14 protein-coding genes are annotated in these 13,853 nt (G+C 61.7%); 10 read left to right on the plus strand and 4 right to left on the minus strand.

Translation table 11 applies throughout. The features are described from left to right. The first annotated feature begins 51 nt into the window (after window positions 1-51). From rluB to arfB, 3 genes are all read left to right on the plus strand, one after another. A complete protein-coding gene (gene rluB, locus ACYAS9_RS22140) occupies window positions 52-1,242 on the plus strand; it encodes a 23S rRNA pseudouridine(2605) synthase RluB (RefSeq protein WP_463570449.1) in 1,191 nt (396 codons plus the stop codon). A gap of 145 nt (window positions 1,243-1,387) precedes the next feature. Further along, on the plus strand, window positions 1,388-2,773 hold the full coding sequence (locus ACYAS9_RS22145; RefSeq protein ID WP_463570450.1) for an amino acid permease: 1,386 nt from the start codon (window positions 1,388-1,390) through the stop codon (window positions 2,771-2,773). Between the two features lie 2 nt (window positions 2,774-2,775). Continuing rightward, entirely contained in the window at window positions 2,776-3,189 is a 414-nt protein-coding gene (arfB, locus tag ACYAS9_RS22150) for an alternative ribosome rescue aminoacyl-tRNA hydrolase ArfB (protein ID WP_463570451.1), read from the plus strand. On the opposite strand, the gene ACYAS9_RS22155 is transcribed toward arfB, so the two are convergent. The 4 genes from ACYAS9_RS22155 to ACYAS9_RS22170 form a co-directional block, all read right to left on the minus strand. After that, window positions 3,183-4,385, minus strand: a complete 1,203-nt coding sequence (locus tag ACYAS9_RS22155; protein ID WP_463570452.1) for an MFS transporter — start codon at window positions 4,383-4,385, stop codon at window positions 3,183-3,185. The two genes, arfB and ACYAS9_RS22155, sit on opposite strands and share 7 nt — an antisense overlap. Before the next feature lie 104 nt (window positions 4,386-4,489). Further along, window positions 4,490-4,669, minus strand: a complete 180-nt coding sequence (locus ACYAS9_RS22160) for a hypothetical protein (RefSeq protein ID WP_463570453.1) — start codon at window positions 4,667-4,669, stop codon at window positions 4,490-4,492. A 395-nt stretch (window positions 4,670-5,064) separates the two neighbouring features. Further along, window positions 5,065-5,421 carry a 4a-hydroxytetrahydrobiopterin dehydratase gene (locus ACYAS9_RS22165; RefSeq protein ID WP_463570454.1) on the minus strand — a complete coding sequence of 119 codons (357 nt, stop codon included), beginning with the start codon at window positions 5,419-5,421 and terminating at the stop codon, window positions 5,065-5,067. Between the two features lie 54 nt (window positions 5,422-5,475). Then, complete coding sequence (locus ACYAS9_RS22170) at window positions 5,476-5,757, minus strand: DUF2790 domain-containing protein (RefSeq protein WP_463570455.1); 282 nt, start codon at window positions 5,755-5,757, stop codon at window positions 5,476-5,478. 276 nt (window positions 5,758-6,033) lie between these two features. Here ACYAS9_RS22170 and acs point away from each other — a divergent pair, with 276 nt between their 5' ends. The 7 genes from acs (at window position 6,034) to ACYAS9_RS22205 (ending at window position 13,764) form a co-directional block, all read left to right on the plus strand. After that, on the plus strand, window positions 6,034-7,989 hold the full coding sequence (gene acs / locus ACYAS9_RS22175; RefSeq protein ID WP_463570456.1) for an acetate--CoA ligase: 1,956 nt from the start codon (window positions 6,034-6,036) through the stop codon (window positions 7,987-7,989). 530 nt (window positions 7,990-8,519) lie between these two features. Then, entirely contained in the window at window positions 8,520-9,296 is a 777-nt protein-coding gene (locus ACYAS9_RS22180; RefSeq protein ID WP_463570457.1) for an ABC transporter substrate-binding protein, read from the plus strand. Between the two features lie 93 nt (window positions 9,297-9,389). After that, a complete protein-coding gene (locus tag ACYAS9_RS22185; RefSeq protein ID WP_463570458.1) occupies window positions 9,390-10,079 on the plus strand; it encodes an ABC transporter permease in 690 nt (229 codons plus the stop codon). Next, a complete protein-coding gene (locus ACYAS9_RS22190) occupies window positions 10,076-10,774 on the plus strand; it encodes an ABC transporter permease (RefSeq protein ID WP_463570459.1) in 699 nt (232 codons plus the stop codon). Before ACYAS9_RS22185 ends, ACYAS9_RS22190 begins: the two co-directional genes overlap by 4 nt. Window position 10,775: 1 nt before the next feature. Next, a complete protein-coding gene (locus ACYAS9_RS22195; protein WP_463570460.1) occupies window positions 10,776-11,888 on the plus strand; it encodes a succinylglutamate desuccinylase/aspartoacylase family protein in 1,113 nt (370 codons plus the stop codon). Between the two features lie 21 nt (window positions 11,889-11,909). Continuing rightward, window positions 11,910-12,674, plus strand: coding sequence for an ABC transporter ATP-binding protein (locus ACYAS9_RS22200; RefSeq protein WP_463570461.1), 765 nt, complete (start codon window positions 11,910-11,912; stop codon window positions 12,672-12,674). A 97-nt stretch (window positions 12,675-12,771) separates the two neighbouring features. Continuing rightward, window positions 12,772-13,764: a GlxA family transcriptional regulator gene (locus ACYAS9_RS22205; protein ID WP_463570462.1), complete on the plus strand. Its 993-nt coding sequence runs from the start codon at window positions 12,772-12,774 to the stop codon at window positions 13,762-13,764. Window positions 13,765-13,853: the final 89 nt, after the last annotated feature.

Consider the following 13,853-nt stretch of genomic DNA (forward strand, 5'->3'; position numbering starts at 1 on the left):
GTCTTTCCGGTCCTCGGTGAGTCCTGATTCGACACACCGGGAGGTGCCCAGATGAGTGAAATAGAAGTTAAAGACGACCAGACCGAGAAACCTGCAGGCGAAAAACTGCAAAAGGTTCTGGCGCGCATTGGCGTTGGCTCGCGTCGCGATGTCGAGGCCTGGATCGGCCAGGGCCGCATCAAGGTCAACGGCGTAGTTGCCTCCCTCGGCCAGCGCGTCGACCTGTTCGATGCCATCAGCGTCGACGGTCAGGTGGTCAAGCGCGAAGAGTCGCGTGAGAACGTGCGCCGGGTCATCATGTACAACAAGCCGGACGGCGAAATCTGCACCCGTGACGACCCTGAGGGCCGTCCGACCGTGTTCGATCGCCTGCCGCGTCCGAAAGAAGGCCGCTGGGTCAATATCGGCCGTCTGGACATCAACACCACCGGCCTGCTGATGTTCACCACCGACGGTGAGCTGGCCAACCGCCTGATGCACCCGTCCTACGAGATGGACCGCGAATACGCAGTGCGTGTGCGGGGCGAAGTCGATGACGACATGCTGCTGCGTCTGAAGAACGGCGTGATCCTCGAAGACGGCCCGGCGCGTTTTACCGACATCAAGAAAGCGCCCGGTGGCGAAGGCTTCAACCACTGGTATCACTGCGTGGTGATGGAAGGTCGTAACCGCGAAGTGCGTCGCCTGTGGGAATCGCAAGGCCTGGTGGTCAGCCGCCTCAAGCGCGTGCGTTATGGACCGGTGTTCCTCAACTCCGACCTGCCGATGGGCCGCTGGCGCGAAATGAGCCAGCAGGAAGTCGACATCCTCGCCGCCGAAGTCGGCCTGACGCCGGTCGCCATGCCGGTGCTCAATGCCAAGAGCCGTGAAAAGCTCGAGCGTCTGCAGCGTCAGTCGTCGCGTCCGCTGGGCAAGGGTGAGCGGGTGCGTACCGTGCGTCCGGCCCTGGACAGCGGTGAGCGTGCCGAACGTGCACCGCGCCAGCCTGCCGGCGAAGAGCGTGGTCGTCCGGCCGCGCCACGCAGCGGCAGCGACAAGCCGCGTATTGGCGATAAGCCAGCCCGCGCCCCGCGTCCTGCCGAGCGTGAGCGCACCAGCACCGTCGCCGAGCGCCCAAGCGAAATGCGCAAGGACGTGCGTCCGCGTCCAGGCAAGCCCGATGGCAAGCCAGGCGGCAAGCCGAACGGCAAGCCGAGCGGTAAACCTGTCGCCAGGCGCGCCCCGGGCCGCAAGCCGGAGTAAATCCTGCCTGAACAAACGCCGGTTTCGACCGGCGTTTGTTTATGCGGCGTTTGTATAAAAACCACGGGCCACCCGCCACGCGGTTTCGCTTTCTGTCGCGTCACAAGCGCGGCAGGTTCCATTGCATCGAACAGGTAGCTTTTCCATGAATGCAACCGACGCGCAGCCAAGCGGGCTGAAACGCGGGCTGAAGAACCGTCACATCCAGTTGATCGCCCTGGGCGGCGCCATTGGTACCGGTTTGTTCCTGGGTTCTGCCGGCGTGCTGAAATCGGCCGGCCCGTCGATGATCCTCGGCTATGCGCTGTGCGGCTTCATCGCCTTTCTGATCATGCGCCAGCTCGGCGAGATGATCGTCGAAGAGCCGGTGGCCGGCTCGTTCAGCCACTTTGCACACCGCTATTGGGGCGGCTTTGCCGGCTTTCTGTCGGGCTGGAACTGCTGGCTGCTGTATATCCTTGTGGGCATGTCGGAGCTGACGGCGGTCGGCAAATACGTGCATTACTGGTGGCCCGAGATTCCGACCTGGGTCACGGCCGCAGCATTCTTTGTATTGATCAATGCGATCAACCTGACCAACGTCAAGGTCTTCGGCGAGACCGAATTCTGGTTCGCGATCATCAAGGTGGTGGCCATCATCGGCATGATCGCCCTGGGCAGCTATCTGCTGGTCAGTGGTAACGGCGGCCCGCAAGCGTCGGTCAGCAACCTCTGGGAACATGGCGGCTTCTTCCCCAACGGTGTGGGCGGGCTGGTGATGGCGCTGGCCTTTATCATGTTCTCGTTCGGCGGCCTGGAAATGCTCGGCTTCACCGCTGCCGAGGCCGAACAGCCGAAAACCGTGATCCCCAAGGCGATCAACCAGGTCATCTACCGCATCCTGATTTTCTACATCGGTGCACTGGTGGTGCTGCTGTCGCTGACGCCGTGGGACAGCCTGTTGATCACCCTCAATGCCTCGGGCGATGCCTACAGCGGCAGCCCGTTCGTGCAGGTGTTCTCGATGCTGGGCAGCGACACGGCCGCGCATATCCTCAACTTTGTGGTGCTGACCGCCGCCTTGTCGGTCTACAACAGCGGCACCTACTGCAACAGCCGCATGCTGGTCGGCATGGCCGAGCAGGGCGATGCGCCGCGCGGGCTTGCGCACATCGACCGACGCGGCGTGCCGGTGCGGGCGATTCTGGTTTCGGCGGTGGTTACCCTGGTGGCCGTGTTGCTCAACTATTTCATGCCCGGCAAGGCGCTGGAGCTGTTGATGTCGCTGGTGGTCGCCACGCTGGTGATCAACTGGGCGATGATCAGCTACTCGCACCTCAAGTTTCGCCAGCACATGCAGCGCAGCGGGCAGGTGCCGGCCTTCAAGGCGTTGTGGTACCCGTTCGGCAATTACCTGTGCCTGGCGTTCGTGGGGCTGATTCTGGTGATCATGCTGATGATTCCGGGCATTCGCATCTCGGTGTTCGCCATTCCGGTCTGGCTGTTGGCGATGGCGCTATTCTATTGGCTCAAGACCCGACGCAAGGCCTGATCATGCTGATCATCTCCAACAACGTTCACCTGCCCGATGGCGAAATCGAATGGAGCGCGATTCGCGCTCAGGGCGCGGGCGGGCAGAACGTCAACAAGGTCTCGAGTGCGATGCACCTGCGCTTCGACATCAATGCCTCGTCGCTGCCGCCGTTCTACAAGGAGCGGCTGCTGGCGCTGAGTGATAGCCGCATCACCAGCGACGGGGTGATCGTGATCAAGGCGCAGCAATACCGCACCCAGGAGCAGAACCGCGCCGATGCCTTGCTGCGCCTGACCGAACTGATCATCAACGCCACCAAGGTCGAGAAAAAGCGTCGTCCGACCAAGCCGACCCTGGGCTCGAAAAAGCGCCGGCTCGAATCCAAGACCAAGCGCGGCTCGATCAAGGCCGGGCGCGGCAAGATTGACTATTGAGCGCGTAGCGCCTTGCTGCGCGAATACAGCCACGCACTGAGCACCAGCCCACACAGTGACGCAGCGGCGGCAAACAGGAAGATCGACACAAAGCCGAAGCCTGCCGCCACCGCGCCCGCCAAGGGGCCGGTGATGCCCAGCGACAGGTCGATGAACAGCGAATAGGCGCCCACCGCCGCGCCACGGCTTGAGGCCGGCACCAGGTTCACCGCTTCCACGCCCAGCGCCGGGAATACCAGCGAGAAACCGAAGCCGGTCAGGGCGGCGCCGACCAGCGCCAGTTCCGGTGTTTGTGCCAGCCACAGCAGCAACAGGCCGAGGGTTTCGACGCTCAGGCAGACAATCGCCACCCGAAAACCGCCCAGCCGGTTGATCAGGTTGCCAAACAACAATCGGGCAATGATGAAGCAGCCGCCGAACAGGCTCAGGCACAGCGCGGCATCGGGCCATTTATTGCTGGCGTAATACAGGGTGATAAAGGTGGCGATGGTGCCAAAACCGATCGAACCCAGCGCCAGCCCCATGCCATGCGGGAGCACCCGGCCGAGCACGTGCATGAATGGCAGGCGCTCGCCGATCACGATCGGCACCGGCGATCTCTTCCAGGCCAGCAACTGGCCGATGATGCCCAGCAGGATGATGCTGATGCCCATGCTGGCCAGGCCAAAGGTCTTGACCAGCCAGACTCCCAGCGGCGCGCCGATAGCCAGCGCGCCATAGCTGGCAATACCGTTCCAGGAAATCACCTTGGCGGTGTGTTGCGCGCCGACCCGGCCGATACCCCAGCCAATCGAGCCTGAACCCACCAGGCTTTCGGCGCTGCCCAGCAGCACACGGCCCAGCAGCAGGCTGGCCAGGCTGACCAGCGGCCAGCCTTGCAAGCCCACCGCCAGCAGCATGAACACCCCGCTCAAGCCACAGCCGAGCAAGCCGTACTGCACCGATTTCTTGCAGCCCAGGTTGTCGATGACTTTGCTGGCCCACGGGCGGCTAAGCAGGGTTGCCAGGTACTGCACGCTGATCACCAGCCCCGCCGTGACCGCGCCGAAGCCCAGGTCGGTGTGCACATAGCCGGGCAATACGGCCAGCGGGATGCCGATATTCAGGTAACCGATAAAGGTAAACAGCACCACCGAGACCACTTGCCGGGTGACTTGCATCCGGGTCGGGGTGGGATTTTTTTCGAGTGTGGTCATCAGAGAGCGCCAGAACCTTAGCAAGCTTACGATCGGCGTTCATGATAGCGGGTGAAGCGGGGGTGATGGCAGGGCGTCAACAAAAATTGCGCAGGCGGCGCGAGTCAGTTATTGGCCGCTGTCAGCAGACGGGTGGTCATCAGAGCCGCCAGGGCGTTTTCCTGGGTGCCGAAGCGGGCCAGCAGGGCGTTTTGCTTTTCCGGGCTGAGGCGCAGCCAGAGATCGATCATTTTTTCGGCGGTTTCGATCAGCACATCGGCTTTTTCGGGTTTGAAATCGTTCATGGGCGTATTACTTCTTCAAGGGGGCTCAAAGCAAGACAGGCGTATGGAAAACAGGTTGACCCGTTTTCGATACGCCTGCGGTCAGCCTTTCGCGAATTCAGTCTTCGCTCATGGCCTGTTGGCTGTCTTCAGCCGGGGTTGTTGCTTTGATATCAGCCGCATGTCCGAGCTCTTGCCGAGCCAGAACGGACTGCGAGGGTTCCTGTGGGCTTGTGAAGGGGAAGTTGGGTATTTCATGCATCGTCATCACTCCTCTCAAGGGTTTGCAGGTTGCACCTTGCTTGAATAAAGCGGCGTCAGGATAGCGCAGTGAAGATGACAATCAGACTTTTAATTTGCCTTCGATGAAACAAAAACCATTTTAAGCGGTCGTCGTACAAGTGCGGCGTAGAGCGTCATTTACGCCCCAGGGCCTGCTGTGCAAGGGCTTCGGTACGCGCCGCGAGGATGAAATCGTTGGTATGCAGCCCCTTGATGGCGTGGGTCCACCAGGTGACGGTGACCTGGCCCCATTCGGTCAGCAGGGCCGGATGATGGTCTTCAAGTTCGGCCAGCGCGCCGACGGTGTTGGTAAACGCCAGGGCGCTGGCAAAATTCTTGAACGTGTAGGCTTTTTCCAGCTGCCTGACCCCTTCGCGGGTTTCCAGGCGCCACAGCGGCAGTTGCGCCAGCAACACCGGCAGGTCCTCGTCAGCGACAGGAAGGGCGTCGGCGTTGCAGGGTTGGCAGGTTTTCTGGTGCAAGGCAGTCATGGCGGCAGTCCTGGGTAAAAAAGAGACCGCCCTAGCATAGCCGCACCTGAGCGATCAGCTATTACCGCAGCCGTTGGCCATGACCTGATAACTCATGACATGCCGGTGCCCTTGCGAGTCTTCATAGGTCATGCGCGCCGGCACGACCTTGCACACATTCGGCGTCGGGCTGATGGAAATCACCCGGGCGATATCGGGGTGTGAATCGTAGGTGTAGGTTTCGACGGCCTCAAGGGCGGCAGGGGCTGTCTGACTGGCTGTTCTGGTCGACGATTCCTCGGCCAGCACCAGGGTGCTGAAGCCGCAAAGTGCCAGAATCCAGAGTGAGCGTTTCATGTGGGGACCTTTTTCAGTGCGAGAGAGGCCGCATCGACCCGGATCGGATCGATGTTTTCAGCCTGTCTGCGTGGGGGGTTACAGGTTTGCCGGTTGGCGAGGCACATTCTAGGAGCCTGCCGGCGCGGGATATAGACGCCAGTCTGAGAAGCGGTTTTGGCAAAACTGCAACAATGGCGCCGGCTGCCCGGTAAGACCATCGTCGAATGGCCCCACAACCTGTGGCGGGATAAAACACAGGCATACAACAACAACTATTTCACCGAGGTAACCAAGATGAGTGCAGCTTCCCTGTACCCCGTGCGCCCAGAAGTCGCGGCCAATACGCTGACCGACGAGGCCACCTACAAGGCCATGTACCAGCAGTCGGTGGTCAACCCCGATGGTTTCTGGCGCGAACAGGCCAAGCGCCTCGACTGGATCAAGCCCTTCACCCACGTCAAGCAGACCTCGTTCGACGATCACCGTGTCGACATCAAGTGGTTTGCCGACGGCACCCTCAACGTGGCCTACAACTGCCTGGACCGTCACCTGGAAGAGCGCGGCGACAGCATCGCAATCATCTGGGAAGGCGATGACCCGTCGGAACACCGCGAGATCACCTACCGCGAACTGCACGCCGAAGTGTGCAAGTTCGCCAACGCCTTGCGCGGCCAGGACGTACACCGTGGCGATGTGGTGACCATCTACATGCCGATGATTCCGGAAGCGGTGGTCGCCATGCTGGCCTGTGCGCGGATCGGCGCGATTCACTCGGTGGTGTTCGGCGGCTTCTCGCCCGAGGCGCTCGCCGGGCGCATCATCGATTGCAGCTCCAAGGTGGTGATCACCGCCGACGAAGGCCTGCGTGGCGGCAAGAAAACCCCGCTCAAGGCCAACGTCGACCGTGCCCTGACCAACCCGGAAACCAGCAGCGTGCAGAAGGTCATCGTCTGCAAGCGCACCGGCGGCGAGATCGAGTGGAACCGTCACCGCGACATCTGGTACCACGCGCTGCTGGAAGTGGCCTCGAGCACCTGCGCGCCCAAAGAAATGGGCGCCGAAGAATCGCTGTTCATCCTTTATACCTCCGGCTCCACCGGCAAGCCCAAGGGCGTGTTGCACACCACCGCCGGCTACCTGCTGTACGCGGCGCTGACCCACGAGCGCGTGTTCGACTACAAGCCGGGCGAAATCTACTGGTGCACCGCCGACGTGGGCTGGGTCACCGGCCACAGCTACATCGTCTACGGCCCGCTGGCCAATGGCGCCACCACATTGCTGTTCGAAGGCGTGCCGAACTACCCGGACATCACCCGCGTGTCGAAAATCGTCGACAAGCACAAGGTCAATATCCTCTACACCGCGCCGACCGCAATCCGCGCCATGATGGCTGAAGGCACCAAGTCGGTCGAAGGCGCCGACGGTTCCAGCCTGCGCCTGCTGGGTTCGGTGGGCGAGCCGATCAACCCCGAGGCCTGGGGCTGGTACTACGACACCGTGGGCAAGAAAAACTGCCCGATCGTCGACACCTGGTGGCAGACCGAAACCGGCGGCATCCTCATCAGCCCGCTGCCGGGCGCCACCGCGCTCAAGCCAGGTTCGGCGACCCGTCCGTTCTTCGGCGTGATCCCGGCGCTGGTCGACAACCTCGGCAACCTGATCGAAGGCGCGGCCGAGGGCAACCTGGTGATTCTCGATTCGTGGCCAGGCCAGTCGCGCACCCTGTACGGCGACCATGACCGCTTTGTCGACACCTACTTCAAGACCTTCCGCGGCATGTACTTCACCGGCGACGGCGCACGTCGTGACGAAGACGGTTACTACTGGATCACCGGCCGGGTGGACGACGTGCTCAACGTTTCCGGCCACCGCATGGGCACCGCCGAGATCGAAAGCGCCATGGTTGCGCACCCCAAGGTCGCGGAAGCGGCGGTGGTCGGCGTGCCGCATGACCTCAAGGGCCAGGGCATCTATGTGTACGTGACGCTCAACTCCGGTGAGGTGCCGGACGAAGCGCTGCGCATCGAACTGCGCAACTGGGTGCGCAAGGAGATCGGCCCGATTGCTTCCCCGGATGTGATCCAGTGGGCGCCGGGCCTGCCCAAGACCCGCTCGGGCAAGATCATGCGCCGCATCCTGCGCAAGATCGCCACCGGCGAATACGACTCGCTGGGCGATATCTCGACGCTGGCTGATCCAGGTGTGGTGCAGCACCTGATCGATACGCACAAGACCATGAAAGTCGCCTGACGGGTACCTCTAAAAACTACCTGCGTTGTCATCGCAGCGTTAAAAACAGGCTCGGAATGCTCATTTACAACTCGTAAACTCCGCTTCCTCGCCTGTTTTTGCCTTGCGCTGACTGCCTCGCCTACGTTTTTAGAGGCGCCCGGGCATTGAGTGTTTGATCGCGCCCCGTCCGGCCTTGCCGACCGGGGCGTTTTTCATCAGGGCGATGAACGAACCGCGTTCAGGCTTGCCGTATTAAAAGGCATTGCCAATAATGGCCGCGCTTTTTGCTTTACCGGGTGTGGGAAATCTTCCCCTTTGCTCAATCCTGATCAGTCTTGTCAACAGCCAATCTCCGATCTGTAGCAGCTTCTATAACTAGTTGTCGCATTGAAGAAATATTGGCGTGTCACCTGCCGCTAGAATGCCCGCCCATCCGCGATGCCCGGTTTTCATGTTCCAGCCTTTGGCATTGCACACCCGCTGCCTCTTCGTGCATTGAGTTCTATGCTCAATCTGCCACCTGAATGTTTTACGACGGAGTCTCAGGAATGAAAAAGCTCATGCTCATGGGCGCACTGGCCTTGTCCGTGCTCACCCAGCCGGTTTTTGCCGATGAAAAACCACTGAAGATCGGCATCGAAGCCGCCTATCCTCCGTTCGCCTCCAAGACTGCCGATGGCAGCATCGTCGGTTTCGACTACGACATCGGCAACGCCCTGTGCGAAGAGCTCAAGGTCAAGTGCACCTGGGTCGAGCAGGAGTTCGACGGCCTGATCCCGGCGCTCAAAGTGCGCAAGATCGACGCCATCCTGTCGTCCATGTCCATCACCGATGACCGCAAGAAGTCCGTGGACTTCACCGGCAAGTACTACAATTCGCCGGCACGTCTGGTGATGAAAGAGGGCGTTACAGTCAGCGACAGCCTGGCTGAAGTCAAAGACAAGCGCATCGGTGTGCAGCGCGGCTCGATCCATGAGCGCTTTGCCCGTGAAGTGCTGGCGCCGCTGGGTGCCGTGGTAACGCCGTACGGCTCGCAGAACGAAATCTACCTCGACGTCGGCGCCGGTCGCCTCGACGGCACGGTGGCCGACGCCACGCTGCTGCAGGATGGCTTCCTGAAAACCGACGCCGGCAAGGGCTATGCATTTGTCGGCCCGTCGTTCACCGACCCGAAATACTTCGGCGAAGGCATCGGCATTGCCGTGCGCAAGGGCGACAAGGAAAACCTGGAGCGCCTGAACGCGGCCATCGCCGCGATCCGTGCCAATGGCAAGTACAAGGCCATCCAGGACAAATATTTCGATTTTGATATCTACGGCAAGTAAAACCTCGCCATTGCATTGACTGTCGAAAATGGCGCAAGCCGGGACATCCTGCTTGCGCCATTTTTTATCCACCCTTTTTGAGGGCCGTACACCATGTTGAAAGGCTACGGGGCCGTGATCCTCGAAGGCACCTGGCTGACCTTGCAGTTGGCCCTGTCGTCGATGGCCCTGGCAATCGTTCTGGGCTTGATCGGTGTCGCGGTGCGTCTGTCGCCGGTGCGCTGGATGGCCTGGCTGGGCGATCTGTACAGCACGGTGGTGCGCGGGATTCCCGATCTGGTGCTGATCCTGCTGATCTTTTATGGCGGCCAGGACCTGATCAACCGCGTGGCGCCCATGCTCGGTCATGACGACTACATCGACCTCAATCCGCTGCTGGCGGGCATCTGCACCCTGGGATTCATCTTCGGCGCCTATTTGTCGGAAACCTTTCGCGGCGCCTTTCTGGGCATCCCCAAAGGCCAGGCCGAAGCCGGCGCTGCCTATGGCATGAGCGCCATGCAGGTGTTCTGGCGCATTCAGGTGCCGCAAATGGTACGCCTGGCGATTCCCGGCTTTACCAATAACTGGCTGGTGCTGGTCAAGGCCACCGCACTGATTTCGGTGGTCGGCCTGCAGGACATGATGTTCAAGGCCAAGCAGGCGGCCGATGCCACCCGCGAGCCATTCACCTTCTTTCTTACCGTGGCGGCGCTGTATCTGCTGATCACCAGCGTGTCGTTGCTGGTGCTGCGTTATCTGGAGAAGCGCTACAGCGTAGGCGTAAAGGCGGCTGACCTATGATGTTCGACTACAACGTGATCTGGGACAGCTTGCCGCTGTACCTGGGCGGCCTGCTGGTGACCCTGAAGCTGCTGGGGATTTCGCTGTTTTTCGGCCTGCTCGTGGCGCTGCCGCTGGGCATCATGCGCGTCTCGAAGAACCGCTGGATCAACGCCACGGCCTGGCTGTACACCTATGTGATTCGCGGCACGCCGATGCTGGTGCAATTGTTCCTGATTTACTACGGGCTGGCGCAGTTCGAGGCGGTGCGCAACAGTTACCTGTGGCCGTGGCTATCGAGCGCGACCTTCTGCGCGTGCCTGGCGTTCGCGATCAATACCAGCGCTTACAGCGCCGAGATCATTGCCGGCAGCCTCAAGGCCACGCCGGCCGGTGAAATCGAAGCAGCGCGGGCCATGGGTATGTCGCCGGCGACCTTGTACCGGCGCATCCTGCTGCCCTCGGCGTTGCGTCGGGCGTTGCCGCAATACAGCAACGAAGTGCTGATGATGCTGCAAGCCACCAGCCTGGCGTCGATCGTTACCCTGATCGATTTGACCGGTGCGGCGCGCACGGTCAATGCCCAGTATTACCTGCCTTTCGAGGCGTATATCACCGCAGGCGTTTTCTATCTGTGCCTGACATTCATTCTCGTGCGGCTGTTCCGGCTGGCTGAGCGCCGCTGGCTCGGTTACCTGGCCCCAAGGAAGGTCTGACATGCAACGAATCGATCATTCATTGCCGTGGAGCAGCCTCGGCACCCAGCGTCAGTTGAGCGTGTTCCGTTTCGGTTCCGGCGAGCGCAAGGCCTACATCCAGGCCAGCCTGCACGCCGATGAATTGCCCGGCATGCGCACCGCCTGGGAGCTGAAAAAGCGCCTGGCCGAGCTTGAGGCGCAAGGCGCGCTCAAGGGCACCATCGAACTGGTGCCGGTGGCCAACCCGCTGGGCCTGGGGCAACTGCTGCAGGGCGCTCATCAAGGGCGCTTCGAGTTTGGCAGCGGCAAGAATTTCAACCGCGACTTTGCCGAACTCAGCGAGCCGGTGGCCGCGCAGCTCGAAGGCCGGCTGGGCGACGACCCGCGGGCCAATGTGCAACTGATCCGTCAGGCGATGCGTGACGCGCTGGCTGAACTGCCGGCCGCACAAAGCGAGCTTGAAGGCCTGCAGCGCCTGCTGCTCAGTCATGCCTGCGATGCCGATGTGGTGCTCGACCTGCATTGCGATGCCGAGGCGGCGTTGCACATGTACGCCTTGCCGCAGCATTGGCCGCAGTGGCGTTCGCTGGCCGCGCACATGCAGATGACCGTGGCGCTGCTGGCCGAAGATTCCGGCGGCAGCTCGTTCGATGAAGCCTGCTCGCTGCCCTGGTTGCGCCTGTCGCGGATCTTTCCTGATGCACAGATTCCGCTGGCCTGTCTGGCGACCACGCTGGAACTCGGCGGCCAGGCCGACACCGGTCAGGCCCAGGCTTGCGCGCATGCCGATGGCATTCTGGCGTTTCTGGCCGAGCAAGGCCTGATCGAGGGCAACTGGTCGCGACCGGCCACCGAGGCGTGCGAAGGCATGCCGTTCGAAGGCACCGAACTGGTCTATGCGCCGCACCCCGGTGTGGTGACTTTCTTGCGGGCGCCCGGTGTCTGGGTCGAGGCTGGCGAGCCGTTGTTCGAGGTCATCGACCCGCTGTCCGATCAGGCCAGCACCGTGTGTTCGTCCACCGCTGGCGTGTTGTTCGCCGTCGAGCGACTTCGTTACGCTCAACCCGGTTTCTGGCTGGCCAAGGTGGCGGGGCGCACGGCGCTTCGCCACGGGCGCCTGCTCAGCGACTGACCGATTTTTGAGAACCCACAGATGAACAAACTGCAAGTCCAGGATCTGCACAAGCGCTACGGCACCCACGAGGTGCTCAAGGGTGTGTCTCTGACCGCCCGGGCCGGCGATGTCATCAGCATCATCGGCTCCAGCGGCTCGGGCAAGAGTACCTTCCTGCGTTGCATCAACCTGCTCGAACAGCCGCACGCCGGCAAGATTGTGCTCAATGGCGAAGAGCTGCGTCTGGTGCCGGGCAAGGACGGCAGTCTGCGCGCCGCCGAACCCAAGCAGCTGCAGCGCATGCGCTCGCGGCTGACCATGGTGTTTCAGCACTTCAATTTGTGGGCGCACATGACGGCGCTGGAAAACGTCATCGAGGCGCCGATTCAGGTGCTCGGCGTGCCGCGCCGCGAAGCGCTGGAAAAGGCCGAGCATTACCTGGCCCGTGTCGGTGTCTCGCACCGCAAGGACGCTTACCCCGGCCACATGTCCGGCGGCGAGCAGCAGCGCGTGGCGATTGCCCGGGCGCTGGCAATGGAGCCCGAGGTGATGCTGTTCGACGAGCCGACCTCGGCGCTGGACCCCGAATTGGTCGGCGATGTGCTCAAGGTCATGCAGAGCCTGGCCCAGGAAGGCCGGACCATGGTGGTGGTGACCCACGAAATGGGCTTCGCCCGCGAGGTCTCCAATCAACTGGTGTTCCTGCATCAAGGCCTGGTGCAGGAGCAAGGTGACCCGCGTGAGGTGCTGAGCAACCCGCAGTCCGAGCGGCTGCGGCAGTTTCTGTCGGGAAGCCTGAAGTAGTTCGCACCATATTGGTGCTTTTGCAAGTAGAACAAGGCATGCTGCGTCAGTCTTTCTGACAGAGCCCTATGAGCGGCAATACGTACTGGATGTCCCAATGACTGCCCACCGAATAGGTTTTCTCGTTTGGCCCGGCACCAAGGCCCTGACCCTGGCGCTGGCAGAAGAAGCCTTGAGCGTTGCCCAGCACGTTCATCCCGACGTGTTGTACGAACAAGTGATTCTGCATGCCGAAACCTTGTCGGCACCCGCCGATTCAAGCTGGCGCCTGCCGGGCGAGCTGTGGAGCGCAGCGCGCCTTGAAGGGCTGCAAAAACTGTTCGTGATCGCCGATGAGCCGCCCACGGCCATCGCGCCGGCGCTGGGCAGTGCGCTCAAACAGCTGGTGCGCAGCGGCTGCCTGATCGGCGGGCTATCGGCAGGGGTTTATCCGCTGGCCATGCTTGGCTTGCTCGATGGCTATCGCGCTGCCGTGCATTGGCGCTGGCAGGACGATTTCAGCGAACGCTTCCCCAAGGTCATTGCCACCAGCCACTTGTTCGACTGGGACCGCGACCGCCTGACCGCGTGTGGCGGGCTGTCGGTGCTTGACCTGCTGCTGGCGGTGCTGTCGCGCGATCACGGCGCAGAACTGGCCGGCGCCGTCTCTGAAGAACTGGTGGTCGAACGCATTCGTGAAGGTGGCGAGCGCCAGCGTATTCCGTTGCAGAATCGTCTGGGTTCCAGCCATCCGAAGCTGACCCAGGCCGTGCTGCTGATGGAAGCCAATATCGAAGAGCCGCTGACCACCGACGAAATCGCCCAGCATGTCTGCGTGTCGCGCCGGCAACTGGAGCGCATCTTCAAGCAGTACCTCAATCGGGTGCCCAGCCAGTATTACCTGGAGCTGCGCCTGAACAAGGCCCGGCAGATGCTGATGCAGACCAGCAAATCGATCATCCAGATCGGCCTGTCGTGCGGCTTCTCGTCAGGCCCGCACTTCTCCAGCGCCTACCGCAACTTCTTCGGCGCCACCCCGCGCGAAGACCGCAATCAGCGCCGCAGCAACAGCCCGTTCGAATTATCGTCGGTGCCGGCCGAGCGCGGTTGACGTATAAAACCGCGCCCAAGTGCTGTAACAACTTGTCGCTTCAGGGCAAGGCCGCGCAAAATGCAGTCCTTACAATCCCTTATCACTCG

It is taken from the genome of Pseudomonas sp. HP_08 (genome assembly GCF_055284095.1).

What these genes read in the sequence shown, in the direction of transcription:
- rluB (WP_463570449.1), top strand. Translation starts at nt 52, where the DNA reads ATGAGTGAAATAGAAGTTAAAGACGACCAGACCGAGAAACCTGCAGGC.
- ACYAS9_RS22145 (WP_463570450.1), top strand. Translation starts at nt 1,388, where the DNA reads ATGAATGCAACCGACGCGCAGCCAAGCGGGCTGAAACGCGGGCTGAAG.
- arfB (WP_463570451.1), top strand. Translation starts at nt 2,776, where the DNA reads ATGCTGATCATCTCCAACAACGTTCACCTGCCCGATGGCGAAATCGAA.
- ACYAS9_RS22155 (WP_463570452.1), bottom strand. Translation starts at nt 4,385, where the DNA reads ATGACCACACTCGAAAAAAATCCCACCCCGACCCGGATGCAAGTCACC.
- ACYAS9_RS22160 (WP_463570453.1), bottom strand. Translation starts at nt 4,669, where the DNA reads ATGAACGATTTCAAACCCGAAAAAGCCGATGTGCTGATCGAAACCGCC.
- ACYAS9_RS22165 (WP_463570454.1), bottom strand. Translation starts at nt 5,421, where the DNA reads ATGACTGCCTTGCACCAGAAAACCTGCCAACCCTGCAACGCCGACGCC.
- ACYAS9_RS22170 (WP_463570455.1), bottom strand. Translation starts at nt 5,757, where the DNA reads ATGAAACGCTCACTCTGGATTCTGGCACTTTGCGGCTTCAGCACCCTG.
- acs (WP_463570456.1), top strand. Translation starts at nt 6,034, where the DNA reads ATGAGTGCAGCTTCCCTGTACCCCGTGCGCCCAGAAGTCGCGGCCAAT.
- ACYAS9_RS22180 (WP_463570457.1), top strand. Translation starts at nt 8,520, where the DNA reads ATGAAAAAGCTCATGCTCATGGGCGCACTGGCCTTGTCCGTGCTCACC.
- ACYAS9_RS22185 (WP_463570458.1), top strand. Translation starts at nt 9,390, where the DNA reads ATGTTGAAAGGCTACGGGGCCGTGATCCTCGAAGGCACCTGGCTGACC.
- ACYAS9_RS22190 (WP_463570459.1), top strand. Translation starts at nt 10,076, where the DNA reads ATGATGTTCGACTACAACGTGATCTGGGACAGCTTGCCGCTGTACCTG.
- ACYAS9_RS22195 (WP_463570460.1), top strand. Translation starts at nt 10,776, where the DNA reads ATGCAACGAATCGATCATTCATTGCCGTGGAGCAGCCTCGGCACCCAG.
- ACYAS9_RS22200 (WP_463570461.1), top strand. Translation starts at nt 11,910, where the DNA reads ATGAACAAACTGCAAGTCCAGGATCTGCACAAGCGCTACGGCACCCAC.
- ACYAS9_RS22205 (WP_463570462.1), top strand. Translation starts at nt 12,772, where the DNA reads ATGACTGCCCACCGAATAGGTTTTCTCGTTTGGCCCGGCACCAAGGCC.